The sequence below is a fragment of the Streptomyces sp. NPDC088817 genome (genome assembly GCF_044750345.1).
Lineage (GTDB): Bacteria > Actinomycetota > Actinomycetes > Streptomycetales > Streptomycetaceae > Streptomyces.
The window spans coordinates 79,652-100,415 of sequence record NZ_JBIVJN010000016.1 but is presented as its reverse complement, the minus strand read 5'-3'; the positions used below and the strand labels follow the sequence as shown (position 1 = coordinate 100,415).

The following is a 20,764-nucleotide window of genomic DNA, read 5'->3' as shown; positions in this document are numbered from 1 at the left end:
CAGCGACTTCGCCACCTCCTCGCCCAGCGACGGGATGCGCGGCGCCTTGATGGCGGCGCTGATCCGAGACGTAGATCCCAGCGACTTCGCCACCTCCTCGCCGAACGACGGCGTACGAGACGCCTTGAGCACGCTGGCCCGGAACGAAGTTCCCAGCGACTTCGCCACCTCCTCGCCCAGCGACGGGATGCGCGGCGCCTTGATGGCGGCGCTGATCCGAGACGTAGATCCCAGCGACTTCGCCACCTGCTCGCCGAACGACGGGAAGAGCGCTCGAGCTGCCGGCCGCCTGGGGGATTCCGCCCTTTGGACCTGTGGCTGCGCGCCCTCGGCTCCCTGGGCAAGCCTCAGTGCCATGGAGTATGGGATGCGTGCGGAGTTAGTAAGCGCACGAGCCTTCTTCTGCGCCGTCCGCTGGTTCTTGGGCACGGCAACATCCTTCCTGCGGTCCCCATGCGGCCGTTAGACATTTGCCGTATCTGAACAGGCTTCAACTCCACGGGCCCCAAGAGACCTTGGCCGTCGGCGCGTTCGCGGCATGGGCGCGTTAGCAGCGGCTCGGGCAGTGCGTGTCCAGCCCTGCTGATAGCAACGCACACGAGTGGATCATTGTCAAGCTCTGCCCCAAGGTTCAGCTGATACGGGAGCGATGGGATCGCATCCGGAAGCAATCTTGAAAACCGTCGTGGCAGCGATGTCACCGTGGGTTCAAATCCCACCTCCTCCGCGCTGAGAGCACAGGAGAATGGCCCCTGACCTGGTTGTCTGGTCGGGGGCCTTCTCACTATGAGCTTCTGAGGTTACCCGGTGTTCCCCATGGTTCCCCGCTTGATCGGGCACGGCGGGAGCACGGCCGTCCTGTTCGTCACTGAGGCTTGTCATCCTCATGCGGAGTCACTGCTGCGAGTGAGTTCAAGCCAATTACGAGTTCGTAAGTACGGCTCAGGGACATGGACAGCCCGTTCTTGGAGCTCGCAATCACGGCCCGCATCGCTTCGAGGACTGGCTGCGGCACCACGAGGCGCTCGGTCCGATTTGGCAGGGTGAATGCATCCTGCCCTGCCGTGCTGCGACTCTTCGTGACCGTGCGGGTCGTCCCGCGAACAGGCCTGCGGACTCCCGGGTACAGCGCCGCGTACAGGCCGGCGTACTGCACCACGTGTGCCGTGCCGGGACCCGTCAGGCGACAGACCTCCACGTCATGGAAACGGGCGCGCTCGACCAGGTAACGAGGCAATACGTCGGCGTCCTTGCATAGCAGTCTGGTCACAGCCCACGTTGAGGGGTCGAGGCGCACTGCAGCATCGACGTTGTTCAGGTCGACAAGAAGTTGCCACACGTCTGAGGGCTGGGCTGTGCGGTGGAACCTCTCCAGCCGACGTGGAATCCGGACCAGTTCCTTGTCGTAGAGCTCGTGCCAGCGGTTCATTGCATAGCGAGCGCTTGATTGCCGAGAGAGGTCGGTGTCGTAGTCCGCGATGACGCGCTCCCGTTGGGCGCGTACGTGGCTCTGCCGTAGCTCGCCCAGCTCATATGCGAGAACACGCTGTATGCGCTGTGCTGGGCGGCCGTACGCAGCCGCTAGTTCGAGCAGGTAGGGGTCATCCAGCGAAGGCCCCCGCCACGGACCAGGATGCGGAACGTACCGTTCGGCCATGGCTACAACCAGCTCAAAGGCCCGGGACTGTCGCTGTTGTACAGCAGGTGTTCGGTCTATGGCCCGCTCGACCGTCTGGTGACTGATCCCTAGGACGGAGGCGACCTGATCAACGAACTGGGGACGTCGACTTGGGACGATGCCTTCGTTCTCGAAGCGACGATAGTTCTTCGGCGAGACGCTTAGGCGTTCCACGACGTCCTGAGCCCGGAGGCCGGAGGCACGGCGGAAGTCCGCCAGGGTCCAGGTTTCACGATCGGAGTCCATGAGCTGCCAGGGATGCACTCCGAGAGCTCGAGCGAGGGCGCGCACACGCGGCGGGTCTGGCACGCGGTGCCCGTTCTCGTAGGCCAGTACCTGCGCCTTGGTCGCTCCAACTGCCTCCGCCAACTCTTCGGCAGTCATCGACGTCCGAAGCGGTTGGGCATACAGGTTCATCCGATGCGCCCGCAGCTCAGCGGGGCTGAAGTTCGTCATACCCCGTGCCATTGACGTGCTCCCCTCGTCGCAGGGACCACTTTAGGGGTACCATCGCAGTGTCCACGGTTGGTCTAGCCCTCATGATCGCTAGCGCTCCGACCTGGGCCGTCGTTTCTTTTAGCGGCAGAACGAGTGGATGCTGGCGCGGAAATAAGCGACGTTAGACGCCGTTGGCCGCATGGTTTTGGGGAAGCGGTCCACAGATATCGATTATGAAGAGGCCCTGTACCTCCACGGTTAGCTACTCCGTTAGCGGGGGCACAGGGCCAGCGTCTGGGAGCGTTTTCCCGGAAGGCCCTCTGTTCCCGCAGGGGGCCTTCGACGTTCAGAAGTGCTTCTCGATCAGGTGACGCAGACAGGCACCCAGTGCCTGCAGTACCAGCCAGCCGAACGCCTTCTTAACGATCTTCCGGTGGATTCGCTCCCCGCCTTCCGGCGGGTTCTCCATACGCAACACCTCCTCTCGGTCGCGGAGCCGATCGGCCCCGATCGGGTCAACCGATCGACGGGTTACGCCACGCGAGAGAAGATGTCGGGTCGAGCTTACCGGGTCCCACGTGCAACACCGGTCAGCGAGCGCGCATCCCCGCCCCAACTACCATTGATAATCGCCGTTTGACGATTAGTTGATTATCGTAGTTACCCGTGCGTACGGGACATGGGCTGCGAACTAGCGCCCGAATCGCGGCTGTTGAGGCCCGTATTTCCGCGCCGGCGCACAACGTGCGAGTTTGGAGCTGGGGGGCGCGTCTACGTCGTATGACGCAGGCATGATCAGGTACTAGTCCACTAAAATTACCCGATGTGTGATCCATCACGTTCGCTGCGCCCTACTGATCTGGGACATTGCCGAGGTGCGGTGGACCGTGCGAGCCGTGGTGGCGAGCTCTCTTCCCACCTCAACCACCCCCGCTTCCATCCCGTCCGCCGTCGACCCACACACCATGGAGCGGGCGTGGTTCAGGGCGTCCAGGTGGAGCGCGCCACTGTACGAACGACCTGGACGCCCCTGGGCCGCGTCTGCTCGGCTCCGCCTGGGTCGACGGTGGACGGGATGGAAGCCACCCCACACACGCCACTACGGACCCGCAGGCGGCGGCGCCCCCCTCCATCCCGGTGCTGGCCGATCCCCCGCCGGAGGCGCCATCTTTGACCGCAGGGCGCTCCATGCCGTGCTCGCCTCATGGCCTCCGGCCCTATCCACCAGTGGGCGCGCGTCGGCGCAGCGCGGGCGGAGCGGGCCGAAGGCAGGAGCGGCGCCCGGAGCGGAGCCGGGAAGCGCGCCCGGCGGAGCGGAGCGCAGCCGGGGCTTGATGGCAGCAGGGAAAGTCTTATCCAGCTGGGGTGGGCTGCCTTGCGTCACGTACGCGGATCTTAAGACGGGCATACGCCCCCCGCGTGGGAGCCGACACCAATGGTCAACCCCTACCTGGCGCGGGAACTTGACCCTGTGGAGGACGTCGCCGGCATACGCTCACGACTCTGATTCCGCTGGTCACCACTGGCAGAGGGCCACGGTCGCGTCGTCTCCCGACTTGTAACGGGGCCATCGGCGGCCTGTGGGGTCTGATGCCTCAACCTGGCGCACGGCCTCGATGAGTTGACGGGGGCCTCCCGCATGCAATGTGGCGAACACCTCATCCCAGGTGGCCATGCCGTACTCCGTGACGAGCCTCGATACTCCGTCCGACATGACGGCGGCGCTCCGTACGTCTTCAAGCTTCGTCGTACCCGTCAAGCCGTGCTGCGCTGACTCTGGATTGGTGCCTGCGACCCAGTATCCGTCCGGGGTGTTGCGCACCTCCCTTTGAGCGAGAACCAGGCGCTGGAGGGCTTCCCTGTGGCCTTGGGTGTGGGTCTCATGGCGTTCCACCTCGGCCCGCAGATCAGGAAGGACGTCGTCCACACGCAGGTCAGTGACCACGGTGTAGTCATCCCGGGCGTCGAATACGACTGGCGAGTCTGCTAGTACGAGGTGATCGAGAGCCTCGTACCTCTGCCGCAGGATCGCGACCGTGGCCGATGGGGTCCCGGGATTGCTGAGATCACATTGCGGGTGCAGCGCCGCCACACGGGCGAGGGCATCCGCCAAGCCGTCTGAGAGTGACATCTCCGGCTCAGCCAGGGCGGCCATGAGGAACCCGCCAAGGTGGGCGACGTACCAGGGAACGCCGTGCTGGCATCCCGTAGGCAATCCCGCCGTGCTTAGCCCGTCTAGCACTACTGCAACTGTTGGGGAGCCGGCCACCCAGTCCTCATTAGGGTTGGCTCCCCCCGGACGACTGTCAAAGCTCACTCGCATGGTCAGCCCTCGTGTCGGTAGAGAGGAGTGACCCTGCGGCTCTCCAGGATTTCCAGGTTCTCAGGGTTGTATCGGCAGGAGATCAGCGTGGAGAAGCGCTTCGTTCGCACCTCGCGGTACAACTCTGCCAAGTTGTGCTCCAGGAAGTGGACGACCCCGTTCGCGCCGATGGCGTGGATTCCCGCGATGTAGAGGAACGTCCCGCGGCCATCAAGGCGCGGGAGCCGTCCGAGGTAGCCAACGTCTCCCGCTGAACCATCCTCATCTTGCGGGGACCGGTACTCCTTCCCGGTCTGCTGGTCGAGCAGGTGCCACACGTGGTCCTTCTCAAACCGCAGGTTGTCGTCGCCCTCCAGTACCTGGGCAACGATGGGTGACAGGCGCGGGCCGCAGACGACCACGTGGTTGTCGCGGTTTAGGTTGACGATGCCGGTCGGCGGAATGACCTCGTACTGGGCATCCAGCTTCATGCCGCTCAGCAACTTGCGCAGGTGCTCGAAGTTGTCGAGGTCTTCCCTGGTGACGACCTCGCTGGGGTTCTGCTCAGGCGACTTGCCGCCTTCGTACTTGCCCCCCAGAGACACAGTCACCAAGTCGGTGCCGAAGAACGCACGTTCCGGGGGCGGGCCGGCCGACGCAAGCTGACCCACCCTGCCGCGGCTCACCCCAAGCCGCGCTGCGATGTCGGCTTGGGTCATGCCGGACGCCTGCGCCTCCTCGATGGCTTCGCGGCGGACGCGGGACAGCTCCAACACCCACCCCTGATAGGTCGCCATCAGGGCGATTGCTGCCTTGGCTCGGTCGACCGGATCCGCGATTCCTGAGATCCGCTTCATGTCCTCGTGCACGACTCTCCAATCATCGCCTAGGGGGGCTATCAGATCGTACCGCGAGTGGGGGTTGCATGGTGTCTCTACTTTGCCTACCGTACCTATCAAGCAAGACAGCAACCCCCCCTAGGCAACATGGGGGCGGGTTGTTGCGACTGCTTGACCTGCACGAATGCAGAGGGCGGGGACGCTGCAATCCCGCTAAAGGCCAGAGGACAGGGCTTCGGCCCGACTGGCGAGGTGGCCCGGTGACCGCGAGCAACGGCCGGAGTGTGGGGACTAGGTCCCCCTTGCAGTGCTTCACACCTGTTGACCTCGACAAAGGGGCATCCAATGCACCGACGAAGAATCCAGGCGCCACCGTGATGGACCGGTCGGTGGACGCCCTCTGCGGTAGTTCGGTCCGCTCTGGTTTCGCAGCACCACACGCTGCGGCCGGCTGCCTCTCCCGCCCGTACGGACCGCCTCGCGCGGCGCCGGACGGACGGGAGTGCGGGGAGCCGGATGTTCCGACTTCAACGGCGCGCGGCCCCGGTGCTGGAACACCGGGGCCGCTGTTCGGGCCGTTCCTCTCTGGAAGGAACCAGACCCAATGAGTCCCATCGTCACTGTTCAGGACGTTGTTACCGCGTTCGCCGACTTCATGGAGCCGACGGCCGCGGAGCTGGACGCGATCGAGTTGGAGATGCCCGTGATCCTGGCGGACGTCGACCTGCTGGACGCGCAGATCATCACGTTGGACCGCACGCCCACCGAGCTGGACGCCCGCCGCATCCGCCGCGCCCGCCGCCGGGCGCTCGCCGCCCGCGTGGCCCTGCTCAACCGCACGGCCGGCGCGAGCGTGCCCGGGGGTGCCGCGTGAGCGCCACCGGCCGGAACCTGACCGCCGCTCACGCCGAGGTGAAGGCGGAGATCGCGCGGACCGACAGCAAGACCGGGCTGCTGCTGGCGTTCGTCGGCGCGGTGCTGGCCGGCGCGTGGACGGTCGCCCGCGACCTCCCCCTGACCCTGTCGGCCGCCATCGTCGGCGGGGGCGGCCTGGCGGTGCTGGTCGCCGCGGCCGGGATGCTGCTGCGCTCGGTGCGCCCGAACCTGGGCAGCCGGCGCGAGCGCTTCGGCTTCCCGCTGTGGGCCACCCTCACCCCCGACGAGATCACCACCACCGTCAACGGCGGGGATCTCGCGGCGGACGTCGCCGGCCTGTCCCGGCTGGCCGTCGCCAAGTTCACCTGCCTGCGCCGCGCGGTCGACCTCACCTACACCGGCGGGGCCCTGCTCATCCTCGCCGCCCTGCTCACCGCCGGGGGTGCGCTGTGACGGCGCTGACGGCGCAGATGGCGAGCGACGGCGGACCCTGGCGCCTGTACGTCGTGCTGTTCGGTGAGAGCGAGTGGCCCACCTTCCGGTGGGAGCGGTCCGCACCGGTGCCGACCGTGGCGGAGCGGCGGGCGGTGCTGGCCGGTCTCGGCTACGAGGTGGCGCCGGGCGCTCAGTGGTCCTGGATCGAGGACAGCCGGATCTACAGCGACGACAGCACCCCGGTTGTTCTGATCGCGGCCGTGGACGTGCGCGAGCAGGAAGGGGCCGCGGCGTGAGCGCGAAGACCGTTCTGCCGGCCGTCGCGATGACGGCCGTGTCCATGGTGCTCACCCTGGCCGTGGTCGTGATGTGGCTGGGTACGGCGATGCCGTGGCCGGTCGCCCTGGTCGTCGGTCTCGGCATCGACGGCGGATGGCTGGCCACCCTCGCCTACGAACGCCGCCTCGCGGCACAGGGCGACCACAGCCCCGTGGTGACCGGCGTCGGCTGGTCGTTCGGCCTGATCGCGACCGGTGTCCTGGTCGCCCACGCGGTCACGGCCGAGGGTTCCACGGGCGCGTGGCTGGCCGTGGCGTGGCTGCCGGTCGCGGCCAAGGCCCTGTGGCTGGTGCATGGGCTGTGGGAGCGCACCGCGCTCACCCCGACCGCGCTCGGGGCGATCCGCGGTATCCAGCAGGAGGCGCGCGACGAGGCGGCCGTGGCGCGTGCCCGGTTGCGGGCCGAGGCCGCCAGCGAGGAGACCCGGCTGACGGCCGTGACGCACGCCGGGGCACGCGTCGCGCACGTCCAGGCCGAGACCGCCAAGACGCTGTCTCGGGCCTGGTCGACGCTGGAGACGGCCCGGAAGGGCGAGGAGACCGGAAGGGCGCTGACCAGCGTGACGACCCCCGTCACGCCCGGCGTCACGCCTCGCTGGGAGCTCCCCGTCTGGGGTCCGAGCGAGCCGACCGGGGCGCCCGCGCTGGAAGCCGCGCCCGCGCTCACCGACGACGCGCTTGACGCGCTGGTCGACCAGATCCGTCACAGCGAGACCCCGGCCCTGTCCTACCGTGAGATGGCGGCCCGCTTCCGGGCCGCCGGGCACTCCGCCTCCGAGGTCCGGTTGCGGGCCTCATGGAAGCGCGTCGCGTGATGGGGGCGCTGCCGGTGTTCCGGTGGCGCCTGGCCCCGGACGGCTACGCCACCCGCCGCCAACTCCGCGCCCGCGGACTGCGGCCCGGCGGTCAGGACGTGGCCGCTCAGCTCGAACGGCCACGCCGCCGCCGGGGCCCGCTGGTCGCCTACCTCTACCGGGTCGACCTGGCCAAGCCGGTCCGGCCCATGACGGACGCCAAGCGGGCGGCCTTGGCCAAGGCCAACACCGCCCGTCGCGTCTGCCCGCAGTGCCGCCGCGACGCCGGATACGTCATCCCCGGCTCGCTCGGCGCGTGCGTGCCCTGTGCCTTCCCCAACACCTCTACCCGTTCGCTCGATGACACCCCGAGGAGGGGCTGACGTGGGCAAGCCCGACACCCGCCGTCTGGACCGCGAGATCCAGAAGACGAACCGGAAGTTGGAGGCGGTCCGCGAGCGGGAGATGTGGCCGCTGGATGGCCGCGAGCGGCGCGCGATCGTCGCGGCCATGGCCGGCGGCTCCTACGGGGTCATGCGCGGCCGTGGCACCGACCGGGCCGAGCGCCGCCTGGAGTCCGCGTGGCTGTCGGCCGAGACGCGGCTGATCGCGGAGATCACCGCCTTGCAGACCGAGCGGCAGCGCATCGTCACCGAGGCCGCCGCGGCCAAGTCCGCCAAGAAGTCATCCGGTTGGTGGTGACCATGACTCGCCGCTGTCCCGCCGCCCACCCGGACGACCTGACCCTCTGTGTCGGCCCGGTCGCCGTGACCGTGCTGGACGCCTTCAACGCCGGGGCCGACGGCTGCGAGCACCACGCCGCCCGGCTCCTGGCGTCCCTGGACGGAGGGCGCGTCTACGCCCTGCCTGACGCCCCGCAGGGCGCCGCGCTCCGTGTGTTCCAGGCCGCCGCCGGCATCCGCCCGTTCTGCTGGCTCGACGGCCCCCTCAACTTCCCGCCCCTGCCGGGGCAGTCAGGAGTGTCTCCGTCATGAGCGGCAACGTCGTTCACCTGCACAAGCACACCGACCCGCCCGCCGTCGACACCCGCCCGGCCCTCACCGTCGTCCCCGAGCCGGCCGCCCCGGTCGTACCGCTGTGGGTCCGGTCCGGCCACGCTATCCGCACGGTGGTCACGCACGAGACGACCAGGACGGTCGCGCGCGGCGCCGCCCGCCATGGCCTCTACGTGTTCGGGGGCGCGCGGATCGTGGCCCGCCGCACCTGGGACGGCCGGACCGCCGCCCGCTACGAGCGCATGCTCCGCGCCGCGGAGGCGGCCGGGAACTACGAGGCCGCCGCGGAGTGGGAGGAGCGCGGGCAGCGCTTCCGCGAGGCCCGGCACCGCCGCCGCATGGACCTGCTCCACTCCCCGATGGACGCCGCGAAGGGGGTGCTGGTCGGCACCGGTATGGGCATCGGCTCCCTGGTCGCCCTCGGCGTCGTCCTGGCCATCGCCAACAAGGACGCCACCGACGTCGTCACCCCACTGATGGCCGTGGTGGAGTTCATCCGCCTGTTGATCACGATCGTTCAGGTGGTATGGGGGCCGCTCGTCTCGATCGGCCCGTTCCTCGCCCTGCTCGCCCTGTGGGCCGTGGGCAGCCACCAGCAAGCCGCACCCGCCTGGGCGCTCCCCGCGACCGTCCGCGACACGGCAGGGGAACCCATCACCCCCTCGATCGTGGTCAAGGCCCTGCGCGACCTCGGCGTGCCCGCGCTGCGCAACGCCATCAAGGAGATGGGCGACGCCGGCGCCTCCATGCTCGGACCTATCCGGATCGCCGGATGCGGCGTGGAAGTCGACGTCACCCTCCCCTCTGGAGTGTCGACGAACGAGGTGCAGAACCGGCGCCGGAAGCTCGCGGAGAACCTCACTAGGCACGAGCACGAGGTGTTCATCACCCTCCCCGAAGCCGCCCGCACCGTGCGGCTGTGGATCGCCGACTCCGGGGCTCTGGACGAGCCGATCGGCCCGTCCCCACTGGCCACCGACGACACCCTGACCGCCGACTATGGGAAGGGCCGCGCCCCCTGGGGCCAGGACCTGCGCGGCGACGCTGCCGCACTGAGCCTGTATCAGCGGCACCTGCTCATCACGGGCCTGTCCAACCAGGGCAAGACGGCCGCGCTGAGGGCGCTCGCCCTGTGGCTCACCCTCGACCGGTCGGTGGAGTTCCGCATCGCCGACCTCAAGGGGGCAGGCGACTGGGCCATGTTCATCGGGCTCGCCACCATCCTGATCCAGGGCCCGACCGATGACCACGTCATCGAGGCGACCGAGATGCTCGAAGGCGGCGTGGCGGAGATGGAGCGCCGCTTGCAGGCTGCGGACGGGGCCGCCTTCCCGCCGCTGATCCTGCTGGTCGACGAGGCGCAGGTGGCGTTCATGTGCCCGGCCAAGGACGAGGACAGGCGGCCCTACGGGGGCAGCAAGGCCACGTCCCGGTACTTCACCGCCGCGCGGAAGATCCACAACCAGGGCCGCGCGGTCAACGTGCTGCTGTGGCAGGGCACGCAGGACCCCACCGACCAGAACCTCCCCAAGCTCGTCCGCGAGGGGGCCCACACCCGCGCCTCCCTCGCCCTCGGCACCGAGTCGCAGGCCCGCATGGCGCTCGGGGACAAGGCCGTGGACGGCGGGGCCGCACCGAACCTGCTGCGGCCCGGTCTGGACAAGGGCACGGTCGTCGTCGCCTCCGACGGCATCACCATCCCCGCCGGCCAGGCATCCATCACCGTCCGCACCCACTACATCGACACCGACACCGCGACCGAGATCGCCGACCGCGCCAGGGCACTGCGCGACGGGGTGACCACCCTGCACGTCATCGAGCGGGGCGAGGAACGCGACCCGCTCGCCGACATCTTCGCGGTCCTCGGGGACGCGCCGCGCGTACTCACCGCGGACGTCCTCAAGCGGCTCTCCGCGCTCAACTCGGACGCCTACGGCCGGTGGACGCCCGGAGACCTCAAGCGCGTCCTGGAGGACGCCGGCGCCGAGCCGTACAAGTCCGACGGCCGCATGGTCGTCGGCCGCGACCGGGTCGCCCGCGCCCTCGCCAACCGGAGTGAGGACGGTTCCGCTTCTGCCTCCGAGTGACAGGGAGGCGACCCCCAACGGGTCAGGGAGGCAGGGAGAACTCCCTGAGCGCCTCCCTGACCCGCCTCCCTGGCCCTGACCAGCACAAATGATCCATCAGGGAGTCAGGGAGGCACGCAGGTCAGACCCCCGAAACCCCCCTCCACAGCCACCCCGCAAGGGGGTGGTTCCGCCTCCCTCACCGAGCAACGGAAGGGATTCCGCATGACCCCCGAGACCACCCCCAGCCCGGCCCGGGCGGACGCCCGGATGACCGACGACCAGGCCGCGGCCGAAGCACGGCGGATCATCGCCGACGCGTACCGGCCCGCACCCGAGGTGCCGACCTCGTACCGCGACACCAGCCCCCTGCCCGCCTACGGCAGCACCCCGCCGGTCGCCCAGCCGGACCACCGGATCGTTCCCGCCTGGGCCGCCGGCACCGCCGTCGCCGGCATCGGCGTCGGAGCGGCGTGCGTCGGCGTCGGGTGCGGTGTCTGGCTCGCCTGCCAGGGATTCGCCGCCATCTCCCTCGCCTCCGTCCTGTTCGTCACCCTGCCCATCGCCGCCGTGGCCGCCGTCGCCGCCGCCATCGGATCGGCCCTGCGGACCCTCAAGGCCGCCCACACCGAACACCACCACCACTACGCCGGCCCGGTCCGCCAGGAGAACACCACCACCCACACGCGCGGACTGATCGCCCGCACCACCAACCACTAGCAACGCCAAGGGCGGCCCCCGTCTCACCAAAGTCCGGGGCCGCCCTGACCATCCAGCACGCTTACACCGAACTGGAGACATCCAGCATGACCCAACCCGCCCCCATCCTGCGAGCCTTACAACCCGCCCCGCCCGCTCCCTCGCTGGGAGCTCCCGGCGCGATGCGGTTCTACCTGACCACCCACAAACGCCACTGGATCAAGCTCACCGACGTACCGCTGTTCCTGAAGTCCGAACACTTCGCGGCCGCCGCCAAGCTCTACCCTGCCCGCGGACCGTACGCGGTCGACTCCGGCGGCTTCTCGGAGCTCAAGGACAAAGGAACCTGGACCCGCACCCCGCGCCAGTACGTCAGCGACCTGCGACGCATTTGGGAATGCGTCGGCCCCTACGACTGGGCCGCCCCGCAGGACTGGATGTGCGAGGAAGCCATCATCCAAGGCGGCTGGTTCGGCGGACTGTACTTCGTCGGCACCCACCTGAGCGTGGAAGAACACCAGCGGCATACCGTCGCCAACTTCCTGGAACTGCGATCGCTCGCTCCCGATCTGCGGATCGCCCCCGTCATTCAGGGTGACAGCGTGCCGGCCTACGAACGCTGTGTGGAGTTGTACGAGCGGGCTGGTGTTGACCTGCGGGCCGAACCCGTGGTCGGGCTGGGGTCGGTGTGCCGGTTGCAGTCCACCCGCCAGGGCGCCGCGATCGTCACCGCCATGGCGGCGCACGGCTTCAACCTGCACGGCTTCGGCTTCAAAATCCTCGGCCTGGAGCGCGTCGGTCACTTGCTCGCTTCGGCTGACTCGGCTGCCTGGAGTGCTCACGCGCGCCGCCGGCCGCCGCTGCCGGGCCACACGCACAAGAACTGCGCGAACTGCATCGACTATGCCCTGAAGTGGCGCGAGCGCGTCATCCGAGCCATCCCCACCCAGCACCAGTTGATGCTCACCGACGGGAGCGCGGCATGAGCCAGACGCCCTACCCCCTGCACACCGCGCTGAGCCTCGCCGCGTCCGGCGTCCCGGTGTTGCCCCTGCGTCGGGGCAAGGTCCCGTTCGGCAACTGCACGAGGTGCGCGGACAACGCGTGCGGCGGCCGGCCGATCATGAAGACCCCGGGCCCGTGCCGGTGCCCCGGCGTCTGCCACGCCTGGGCCGCCGCCACCACCGAGCCGGCCGTCATCGTCTCGCCCGAGTGGGCCGCGGCGTGGCGGCGAGCGGTGTGCGTCGGCTACCACCCCGGCGGCGCCGGCCTGACCATCGTCGACCTGGACGACGCGGACGCCATCGCCTGGGCCCGCACCGCCCTACCCGCCACCCGGACCGTACCGACGACGCGCGGACTGCACTGGATCTACCGAGGCACCATGGCGTCCCGCAACGCGGTGCGCCCCGGCGTCGACATCAAGTCGACCATGTCCTACGCCCGCTACCTCGGCCCCGGCACCGGCGCCATGACCGACCTGCCGGACGCCGTCCGCGCGCTGGCCGTGAAGAAGCCGTCCCCGGCCCCCACAGCTCCGCACCCTGTCACCGTGTCCGTGACGGCCAGGGAGGGAACGTGCCCCCACCGCACGCCCCGCTTCCTGGACCGCGGCATTGCGATGGCCGAGCAGCGCATCACCGCGGCGTCCAGCGCGGTCCACAACACCGTGTACCGCACCTTCCTGGCCGTGCTGTCCACGCACGGCCGGTGCGGCTGCCTCACCGACACTCACGTCGCCCGGCTGTTCGCCGCCGCGCAGGCCAAAGGCGAGTCGCCGCGGCACTGCACCGAGGCGTGGGCCAACGCCCTGACAGCGCTGGGGATGTGACCATGTCCGACGACGAGAAGACCCCGGCCCGCGAGATCATCACCGACTACGCGCAGGCCCACTTTCGCTACTTCCGCACCGCCGACGGCACCGTGTACGCGCAGAGGAACGGCCACCCCGTGGCCCGCCCGATCCGCTCCCAGGGCACCACCGGCAGCCACCGCCAGGAACTCATGGTCGGACTCTTCAGGGACGGCATCGGCGTGTTCAACGGCACCGCCATGAAGGAAGCGCTCGACCTGATCGAAGCGTTGGCGCTGACCGAGGACGTGCAGCCCGTCCACATCCGCGTCGCCCCGGGGTTCGACGGGGCGACCTGGCTGGACCTAGGGCGCGACGACGGACAGTCGGTTCGTATCCACCCCACCGGCTGGGACGTCCGCACCCCCGACCCGCGGGAGGTGTGCTGGCGGCGCACGCAGCTCACCGGGGAACTCCCGATGCCGGCCAGGGACACCGACGGCAAGGGCATCGACCTGCTGCTGAGGTTGTGCAACTTCGCCACCGCGGAGACCGAATGCCTGGCCATCGCGTGGCTGGTCGGCTGCCTCGGGCCACACGCACCCGTCCCCGCCCCGTTCCTCACCGGCCCGCAGGGCGCCGGCAAGTCCACCGGCGGCCGGATGCTCGTACGGATCATCGAAGGCATGAGCGGCGACCTGCGCCGCGCCCCGAAGGACGAAGAGAACCTGATCGCAGCGGTGGCAGCCGGATGGGTCACCGCCCTGGACAACCTGTCCCACATGACCCCGGACCTGTCCGACGCCATGTGCTGCATCGTGACCGGCGCCGAGAACGTCAAGCGGGCCCTGTTCACCGACGGGGACGTCTTCCGCGTCGGCTACCGCCGGCCGCTGCTGCTGACCGGCATCGACGTCGGGGTGATCCGGCCCGACCTCGCCGAACGGCTCCTGCCCCTGCGCCTGGAACGGCCCCACGTCCGCCGCACCGAAGCGGAACTGTGGTCCGACTTCGCCGAAGTGCTGCCCATCATCCTGGGATCGCTCCTGGATCTCACCGTGCAGGTGCGGGCGGCCGAGGCGGACATCCCAACCGATCTACGCATGGCCGACTTCGCGCACCTGTGCGCGCAGCTCGACGCTGCCACCGGTCTGGGAGCTCTGGCCGCCTACCGGGCCAGCCTGGACGACCTCAACGACGACGTCATCGAGGGCGACCTGCTGGCGCAGACGGTGCTGAAGCACGCGGCCGACATCGACGCGGGAGCGGAACAGCGGATGACGTCCGCCGAGTGGCTGCACTGCCTCACCGGCCTCTACACGGGCGAGGAATGCCGCCCCCTTCCCAAAGGATGGCCGACCACCGGCAAGGTGCTCTCAGACCGCCTCAAGCGGCTTCAGCCCACCCTCGCCGCCCGGGGCGTGCTCATCGACTGGGGACGCACCAGCGCCGCCCGCTACATCGAAATGGCCCGGCCCCCGGCCCCCGCACCCCCGAACCAGCAGGAACCGGCATTCTGACCGGCCACACCGGGCCGCGCTCAAGCAAGAGGAGCACGGGCCGCGTGCTCCTCTTGCTGTTCGGCGGCGCCGCCGCCCTGCGATGGTCGCGCCGCGAAGCGGCTCCTTCTTCACTCTCTGAGCCGCGCACCACAACAGACACCACCCCCTCCTTGTCCGAAGTAGAGAGACGCTGCGTCACCTGCGTCACCCGCACCCCGAAAACGCCGGGTGACCTGCCGGAAGACGGGTGACGCAGACGGCTGATCCCTGCGTCATCCCGCGTCACCTGCGTCATGCCGTGACGGACGTCTGTGTCACACGGTGACGTGCCCCGAACGTCCCGCGTCACACAAACCCGCAGGTCAGCGCCGCGAATGACGTGGATGACGCAGTGACGCAGAAATCCCCACCTCGGACACACACGCACCCGCCCCTGAACGCCGCAAAGGAGTCCCGTCTTGCCTGCCCCCAAGATGCTCAAGCTCCCCGAAGTCCTCGAAGAGATCCAGATGAGCCGCGCCGCCTTCTACCGGATGCGCGCCCGGGGCAACGCCCCGCGTCTCGTCAAGCTCCCCAACGGACAGATCCGCGTCCGCCGCTCCGATCTGGACTCGTGGCTGAACCGCTACGAGGACCACGCCGCCTGACCGCAAACCGACAGCAGCAACCCGACAGCAGCAACCCGAGGGGCCCGCTCTAAGCGGGCCCCTCGCTCGTGAGGAGACGCGTGAAGAGCTACGACGTGCGGATTTGGGGCATCCGAGCCCGCAACAGCAAGAAGGCGCCGTATCAGCTTCGCTGGTCGGTCGCCGGTCAGGTCCATCAAACGCCGTTCGCCACCAAGACGCTCGCGGACGCCCGCCGGGCCCAGTTGCTCACCGCCACCCGGGACGGTGAGGCGTTCGACGTCGACAGTGGCTTGCCCATGAGCGAGCACCGCGCGGCGGCGTCCCCCACCTGGTACGACCACGCCTGTGCCTACGCCGCCATGAAGTGGCCCGGTGCCGCGGCAAAGCACCGGGTCGGCATCGCGGAAGCCCTGACGGCCGTCACGATGACCCTGGTGACGTCGAACCGTGGGGCTCCCGACAAGAAGGTGCTGCGCCGCGCGCTCCGGGAATGGGCGTTCCGCGCGGTGCGCGACGACAACGTGGAGAAGTACGTTCCCCGGAAGGACGCCGAGGACGTTCCCGCCGATGTGGCCGCCGCGCTGACCTGGGTGTCGGAGCACTCCGTCAAGGTGGCGGACATGACCGACTCGGCCCGTCTGCGAGACGTCCTCACCGTGCTCTCGCGTCGGCTGGACGGGAAGGTGGCGGCCGACAACACCGTTCGGCGGAAGCACTCTGTGCTCAGCAACGCTCTGCGGTACGCCGTGGAGCGGGAGATCCTGACCGCGAACCCGCTGAGCCGTATCGACTGGAAGACGCCGGATACGGATGATGAGGTGGATTTCCGCTACGTTCCAGGCCCGGTGCTGGCGCACGCCCTGCTGGAAGCCGTGCGCGGCGCCGGCGAGCGCGGCCCGTACCTGTCGGCGTTCTTCGCCTGCATGTACTACGCGGCCATGCGACCGTCTGAGGTCGCGTCTCTGACCCGGCGAGCGTGCCGGCTCCCAGAGGACGGTTGGGGCGAGTTGATCCTGTCGCGCTCCCGTCCGGAGGTGGGGTCCGGCTGGACGGATGACGGGAAGTCCTACGAGGAACGCGGGCTGAAGCGGCGCGCGAGGAAGGCCACGCGCCCGGTGCCGATTCCGCCCGTCCTGGTGGCGATCCTGCGTCGCCACCTCGCGGAGTACGGCACCGGGAAGGACGGCCGTCTCTTCACCGCGGCCATGGGCGGGCGCATCCGGTCGACGGAGTACGCGGACGCCTGGAAGAACGCCCGGAAGAAGGCGCTGCCGGCGGAGGACGTGGGAACACCCCTGGCAGAAGTGCCCTACTCGTTGCGGCACGCGTGCGTATCGCTCTGGATCAAGGCGGGAGTTGACCCCGTGGAAGTGGCGCGGCGGGCCGGCCACAGTCCGGCGGTGCTCTGGAAGTTCTACGCCAAGATCCTGCGTGGTCAGCAAGAGGTCTCGAACGGGCTCATCGACAAGGCCCTGAGTGCCGAGTAGCCCCTGAAAACCTGGCCACAGGTTGGCCGCACGCCCTGATCAAACCCGGGATGGGGGCGGTACGGGGTGAGACAGGGTGCATGCGGAAGGGGTGCCGCTCCGGAGAGTGGCCCCCCTTCTGACCTGCAAGCTTCTGACCTGCTACGCGGTGGGTGTGGGATTTGAACCCACGGTGACTCGCGCCACGACGGTTTTCAAGACCGTTCCCTTAGGCCGCTCGGGCAACCCACCCCGCGCCGCTCGTGTGTGGCGGCGCGGGGACAAGACTAACGGGTTGGCGGGCGCGCGTGGGATCAGCTGTCGCCGATGCGGGAGCCGAGGGTCAGTTGTGCCGTGTGCTCCTTGCCGCCGCGCTTGTAGGTGACGGTGACCTTGTCGCCGGGCTTGTGGGTCCAGATCTCGCCGATGAGGGTCGGGCCGGAGTCGATGACGCGGTTGTCGAGCTTGGTGATGACGTCGCCGGGCTTGAGGCCGGCCTCGGCGGCGGGGCCGCCCGACTCGACCGGGGCGGAGCCGCTGACGCCCTGGTCGGTGATCTTGGCGCCGTTGGTCGTGTCCTCCAGGGACACCGACGCGCCGATCTTGGCGTAGACGGGCTTGCCGGACTTGATCAGCTGCTGGGCGACGTACTTGGCCTGGTTGATCGGGATGGCGAAGCCCAGGCCGATCGAGCCGGACTGGCCGGAGCTGCCGAGGCCGCCGCTGCTCGCGGACTGGATGGCGGAGTTGATGCCGATGACCGCGCCGCGGGCGTCGAGGAGCGGGCCGCCGGAGTTGCCCGGGTTGATGGAGGCGTCCGTCTGCAGGGCGCTCATGTAGGAGGCCTTGCTGTCGGAGGCGCCGTCGCTGGAGGCGACGGGACGGTTCTTCGCACTGATGATGCCGGTCGTCACCGTGTTCGACAGGCCGAAGGGCGCGCCGATGGCGATCGTCTCGTCGCCGACGGCCACCTTGTCGGAGTCGCCGAGGGCGAGCGGCTTGAGGTCGGAGGGGGCGTTCTTGAGCCGGATGACCGCGACGTCGTAGCCCTGGGCGTGGCCGACGACCTCGGCGTCGTACTTCCTGCCGTCGGGGAAGGTGGCGCTGAGCTTGCCGCCGTCGACGGCGTCGGCCACCACGTGGTTGTTGGTGACGATGTGGCCCTGGGTGTCGAAGACGAAGCCGGTGCCGGTGCCGCCCCGGCCGCCGGTCCCCTCGGCCTCGATGGTGACCGTGCTCGGCAGAGCCCTGGCGGCCACGCCCGCGACCGAGTTCGGGTCGCGCTTGATCTGCGAGGCGCCGGTGTCGGAGGCGGAGACCGTGGTGGAGCTGCTGTCGTCGTTCCTGGCCAGGGTGTAGCCGAGGCCGCCGCCCAGGCCGCCGGCGACCAGCGCGGCCACCAGGACCGCGGCGACCAGGCCGCCGCGCCGGGCGCCGGGCTTGGGCGCGGGCTGGTGCTGCTGGTACGCGGCGCCCCAGCCGGAGCCTCCCGCGCCGCCGTCCATGTAGGCGGGCGCGGCGGGCGACGGGGGCGGCCAGGAGCCGTCGACGGGCGCGCCGGGGTCCTGCGGCGCGGGCGCGCCGTGGGCTCCCGGGACGTACGGGGGCACGTCCGGGGGCGGGGGCGCGGCAGGACCGCCCTGGGGGGCGGCCGGGTGCGGGGAAGCAGCGGGAGTCTCCACCGGCACGGGAGGTGCGGACGGCGCCGGCGGTACCGTGTTGCCCTCGTTCTCGGTGCTCACAGCTCTTCTCCTTGGTCCACGGCTGTTGTTGTCGGTCGCACTCGGTCACGCTCGTCATGCCCGCCGGCGACCCGGCGCGCTCCAGCTGTGCAGGTGCTGCGGATGTACGTAGTCAGCTTTTCCCACGGGCCGTCAGAGCACCATAAGCCGATGCTGTGGGTCCGGGCGCATTCTTTATATGGGTCATTTCACATGAAACAGACACATTATCGACGGCTCTCCGCCGTCCCGCCCATTCCGCCGCGGTGGCACCATGACGCGGTGACCCACGCACGGCAGCACCACATCCAGGTCGTCGCCCACCGCGGAGCCTCCGAGGCCGCCCCGGAGCACACGCTGGCCGCCTACCGGAAGGCCATCGAGGACGGCGCGGACGCCCTCGAGTGCGATGTGCGCCTGACCGCGGACGGTCATCTCGTCTGCGTGCACGACCGCCGCGTCAACCGTACGTCGAACGGCCGGGGAGCGGTGTCCGCCCTGGAACTCGCCGACCTCGCCGCACTGGACTTCGGATCGTGGCGCACGCGCGCGTCCTGGCGCGGCCGGATCGAGGAGCCGGACTGGGAGGTGCGGCCCGAGGACCCCGAGGACACCTCCGTGCTGACCCTGGAGCGGCTGCTCGAACTCGTCGCCGACGCCGGGCGGCCGGTGGAGCTGGCCATCGAGACCAAGCACCCCACGCGATGGGCGGGGCAGGTCGAGGAACGGCTGCTGACGCTCCTGAAGCGGTTCGGACTGGACGCCCCCGCCTCGCCCGCGAAGTCGCCGGTGCGCGTGATGAGCTTCTCGGCACGTTCGCTGCACCGGGTGCGGACGGCCTCGCCGACACTGCCGACGGTCTACCTGGTGCAGTTCGTCACACCGCGGCTGCGGGACGGCCGGCTGCCGGCGGGAGTCGGGATCGCCGGCCCCTCGATCCGCATCGTGCGCAACCAGCCGGCGTACGTGGAGCGGCTCAAGCAGGCGGGACACCGGGTGCACGTGTGGACCGTGAACGAGCCCGAGGACGTCGACCTCTGCGTGGACCTCGGGGTGGACGCCATCATCACCAACCGCCCGCGCGCGGTACTGCACCGGCTCGGCCGCTGACCGCCGCCGGTCCGGCCGCGTGACCTGCCGCCCGTCCAGCCACGATGACAGGGAGTGCTCCGGCGCGTTCGGTGAGTGATCGGACGTTCCAAATGCATCGCCGGACGCGATTCGGCCGGTTTCCGGTCCAGGCCGGTGGGGCATCCACACCGTGGCGTGGGGCGAAGGAGGTCTCGGGGGTGGCGTTGGTGGTGGCACAGGAGGTGCCCACGTCGTCGAGCATGGCCGTACCCCATGGCCCTGCGGGCGTGGGGGAAGCAAGGCGCCGGATGCGTGATCAACTGCGCGGCGGCGGCGTGGCGGAATCGGTCGTCGACGACGCCGTATTGATCCTTTCCGAACTCTTGAGCAATGCCTGCAAGCACGGCCGGCCGCTGCGCGGTGCCCTGGCCGGCGACGGCGACGTCCGGGCCGCGTGGCGGGTGGACGCGAGCGGCAGGCTGATCATCGAGGTGACCGACGGCGGCGGCCCGACCCGCCCGTCCCCGGCCACCCCCTCGGTCACCGCTCACGGCGGCCGCGGGCTGAACATCATCAGCGCGCTCTGCGACGACTGGGGCGTACGGGACAGCGTCGGCGGCGAGGTCACGGTGTGGGTGGTCGTCCACGAGGACGTGCACGACCCGGACGCCGGTCACCGCCGAGACGACTTCGCCTCCCGGATCACCGCACCGCCGGTGGCGGCGGTGCCCGACCTGGGCTTCACGGACGCCTTCGGCGACTTGGACTGACCCCGCGCCCGCGGGTCCGCGCCCGGGCACCGCCCGGGCCGGTCTCGTACGCGTGCGTCCGAGCCGGACTCGCACGCGTGCGTAGGAGCCGGACCCGCAGGCGCGTGCGCCCGACCCCGGACCCGCGGGCGCGGGCGCCGAACCGACGCTTCCCGTGCACCGCTCGCCGGACCTGTTCCGGGCACGGGCGCGTGCGCGCGGGACCGGCGAGCGGGAGGCCTCGGGTCCGTCGAGGTACTCCGTCCCGGATACGGAGGCGCGGGCCGCCCGGTTGTCCACATTTCCCGCCGCGTCCACAGGGTCCCGTCGTTGACGGCGTGAACGGCTAGGCT

The 20,764-nt window shown here is 69.8% G+C and carries 22 protein-coding genes and 1 tRNA gene; 16 read left to right on the top strand and 7 right to left on the bottom strand.

Annotated elements, in window-relative coordinates:
* From ACIP4X_RS26835 to ACIP4X_RS26815, 5 genes are all read right to left on the bottom strand, one after another.
* Nucleotides 1-429 (bottom strand): hypothetical protein (locus tag ACIP4X_RS26835; RefSeq protein ID WP_401351002.1); only part of this gene is annotated, 429 nt, incomplete at its 3' end.
* A 436-nt stretch (nt 430-865) separates the two neighbouring features.
* Nucleotides 866-2,134 carry a helix-turn-helix transcriptional regulator gene (locus ACIP4X_RS26830; RefSeq protein ID WP_401351000.1) on the bottom strand — a complete coding sequence of 423 codons (1,269 nt, stop codon included), beginning with the start codon at nt 2,132-2,134 and terminating at the stop codon, nt 866-868.
* Nucleotides 2,135-2,462: 328 nt separating this feature from the next.
* Complete coding sequence (locus ACIP4X_RS26825; RefSeq protein ID WP_401350999.1) at nt 2,463-2,585, bottom strand: hypothetical protein; 123 nt, start codon at nt 2,583-2,585, stop codon at nt 2,463-2,465.
* Between the two features lie 1,047 nt (nt 2,586-3,632).
* Nucleotides 3,633-4,385 (bottom strand): hypothetical protein, encoded by a 753-nt coding sequence (locus ACIP4X_RS26820; RefSeq protein WP_401350997.1) that lies wholly within the window; start codon nt 4,383-4,385, stop codon nt 3,633-3,635.
* 56 nt (nt 4,386-4,441) lie between these two features.
* A complete protein-coding gene (locus tag ACIP4X_RS26815; protein ID WP_401350995.1) occupies nt 4,442-5,287 on the bottom strand; it encodes a sigma factor-like helix-turn-helix DNA-binding protein in 846 nt (281 codons plus the stop codon).
* Nucleotides 5,288-5,861: 574 nt separating this feature from the next.
* On the opposite strand from ACIP4X_RS26815, the gene ACIP4X_RS26810 reads away from it, so the two are divergent.
* From ACIP4X_RS26810 to ACIP4X_RS26745, 14 genes are all read left to right on the top strand, one after another.
* The gene (locus ACIP4X_RS26810) at nt 5,862-6,131 is read left to right on the top strand and encodes a DUF6284 family protein (protein ID WP_401350994.1); all 270 of its coding nucleotides are present in this window, start codon (nt 5,862-5,864) and stop codon (nt 6,129-6,131) included.
* Entirely contained in the window at nt 6,128-6,586 is a 459-nt protein-coding gene (locus ACIP4X_RS26805) for a Pycsar system effector family protein (RefSeq protein WP_401350993.1), read from the top strand. Before ACIP4X_RS26810 ends, ACIP4X_RS26805 begins: the two co-directional genes overlap by 4 nt.
* Nucleotides 6,583-6,864, top strand: a complete 282-nt coding sequence (locus ACIP4X_RS26800) for a DUF6303 family protein (protein ID WP_401350992.1) — start codon at nt 6,583-6,585, stop codon at nt 6,862-6,864. The genes ACIP4X_RS26805 and ACIP4X_RS26800 overlap by 4 nt, the downstream gene beginning before the upstream one ends.
* Entirely contained in the window at nt 6,861-7,721 is an 861-nt protein-coding gene (locus ACIP4X_RS26795) for a protein spdB (protein WP_401350990.1), read from the top strand. Before ACIP4X_RS26800 ends, ACIP4X_RS26795 begins: the two co-directional genes overlap by 4 nt.
* On the top strand, nt 7,721-8,083 hold the full coding sequence (locus ACIP4X_RS26790) for an RRQRL motif-containing zinc-binding protein (protein ID WP_401351066.1): 363 nt from the start codon (nt 7,721-7,723) through the stop codon (nt 8,081-8,083). The genes ACIP4X_RS26795 and ACIP4X_RS26790 overlap by 1 nt, the downstream gene beginning before the upstream one ends.
* A gap of 1 nt (nt 8,084) precedes the next feature.
* Nucleotides 8,085-8,402: a hypothetical protein gene (locus ACIP4X_RS26785; RefSeq protein ID WP_401350989.1), complete on the top strand. Its 318-nt coding sequence runs from the start codon at nt 8,085-8,087 to the stop codon at nt 8,400-8,402.
* Nucleotides 8,396-8,695 carry a hypothetical protein gene (locus tag ACIP4X_RS26780; protein ID WP_401350987.1) on the top strand — a complete coding sequence of 100 codons (300 nt, stop codon included), beginning with the start codon at nt 8,396-8,398 and terminating at the stop codon, nt 8,693-8,695. The genes ACIP4X_RS26785 and ACIP4X_RS26780 overlap by 7 nt, the downstream gene beginning before the upstream one ends.
* Nucleotides 8,692-10,803, top strand: a complete 2,112-nt coding sequence (locus ACIP4X_RS26775; protein ID WP_401350985.1) for an ATP-binding protein — start codon at nt 8,692-8,694, stop codon at nt 10,801-10,803. The genes ACIP4X_RS26780 and ACIP4X_RS26775 overlap by 4 nt, the downstream gene beginning before the upstream one ends.
* 204 nt (nt 10,804-11,007) lie before the next feature.
* The gene (locus ACIP4X_RS26770) at nt 11,008-11,502 is read left to right on the top strand and encodes a hypothetical protein (protein ID WP_401350983.1); all 495 of its coding nucleotides are present in this window, start codon (nt 11,008-11,010) and stop codon (nt 11,500-11,502) included.
* Nucleotides 11,503-11,663: 161 nt separating this feature from the next.
* Nucleotides 11,664-12,467: a hypothetical protein gene (locus ACIP4X_RS26765; protein ID WP_401350981.1), complete on the top strand. Its 804-nt coding sequence runs from the start codon at nt 11,664-11,666 to the stop codon at nt 12,465-12,467.
* Entirely contained in the window at nt 12,464-13,312 is an 849-nt protein-coding gene (locus tag ACIP4X_RS26760) for a bifunctional DNA primase/polymerase (protein ID WP_401350979.1), read from the top strand. The genes ACIP4X_RS26765 and ACIP4X_RS26760 overlap by 4 nt, the downstream gene beginning before the upstream one ends.
* A 2-nt stretch (nt 13,313-13,314) precedes the next feature.
* Nucleotides 13,315-14,793: an ATP-binding protein gene (locus ACIP4X_RS26755; RefSeq protein ID WP_401350977.1), complete on the top strand. Its 1,479-nt coding sequence runs from the start codon at nt 13,315-13,317 to the stop codon at nt 14,791-14,793.
* A 440-nt stretch (nt 14,794-15,233) separates the two neighbouring features.
* Nucleotides 15,234-15,422 carry a helix-turn-helix transcriptional regulator gene (locus ACIP4X_RS26750; protein ID WP_401350976.1) on the top strand — a complete coding sequence of 63 codons (189 nt, stop codon included), beginning with the start codon at nt 15,234-15,236 and terminating at the stop codon, nt 15,420-15,422.
* Between the two features lie 80 nt (nt 15,423-15,502).
* Nucleotides 15,503-16,891, top strand: coding sequence for a tyrosine-type recombinase/integrase (locus ACIP4X_RS26745; protein WP_401350974.1), 1,389 nt, complete (start codon nt 15,503-15,505; stop codon nt 16,889-16,891).
* A gap of 146 nt (nt 16,892-17,037) precedes the next feature.
* Here the strand turns inward: ACIP4X_RS26745 and ACIP4X_RS26740 are convergent.
* Both ACIP4X_RS26740 and ACIP4X_RS26735 read right to left on the bottom strand, forming a co-directional pair.
* A tRNA-Ser gene (locus tag ACIP4X_RS26740) sits at nt 17,038-17,122 on the bottom strand.
* 62 nt (nt 17,123-17,184) lie between these two features.
* The gene (locus tag ACIP4X_RS26735; RefSeq protein ID WP_358732048.1) at nt 17,185-18,612 is read right to left on the bottom strand and encodes a trypsin-like peptidase domain-containing protein; all 1,428 of its coding nucleotides are present in this window, start codon (nt 18,610-18,612) and stop codon (nt 17,185-17,187) included.
* A 261-nt stretch (nt 18,613-18,873) separates the two neighbouring features.
* Here ACIP4X_RS26735 and ACIP4X_RS26730 point away from each other — a divergent pair, with 261 nt between their 5' ends.
* Together ACIP4X_RS26730 and ACIP4X_RS26725 are read left to right on the top strand one after the other, a co-directional pair.
* Nucleotides 18,874-19,701, top strand: coding sequence for a glycerophosphodiester phosphodiesterase (locus ACIP4X_RS26730; RefSeq protein WP_358732049.1), 828 nt, complete (start codon nt 18,874-18,876; stop codon nt 19,699-19,701).
* A gap of 92 nt (nt 19,702-19,793) precedes the next feature.
* Entirely contained in the window at nt 19,794-20,432 is a 639-nt protein-coding gene (locus ACIP4X_RS26725) for an ATP-binding protein (protein ID WP_358732051.1), read from the top strand.
* Nucleotides 20,433-20,764: the final 332 nt, after the last annotated feature.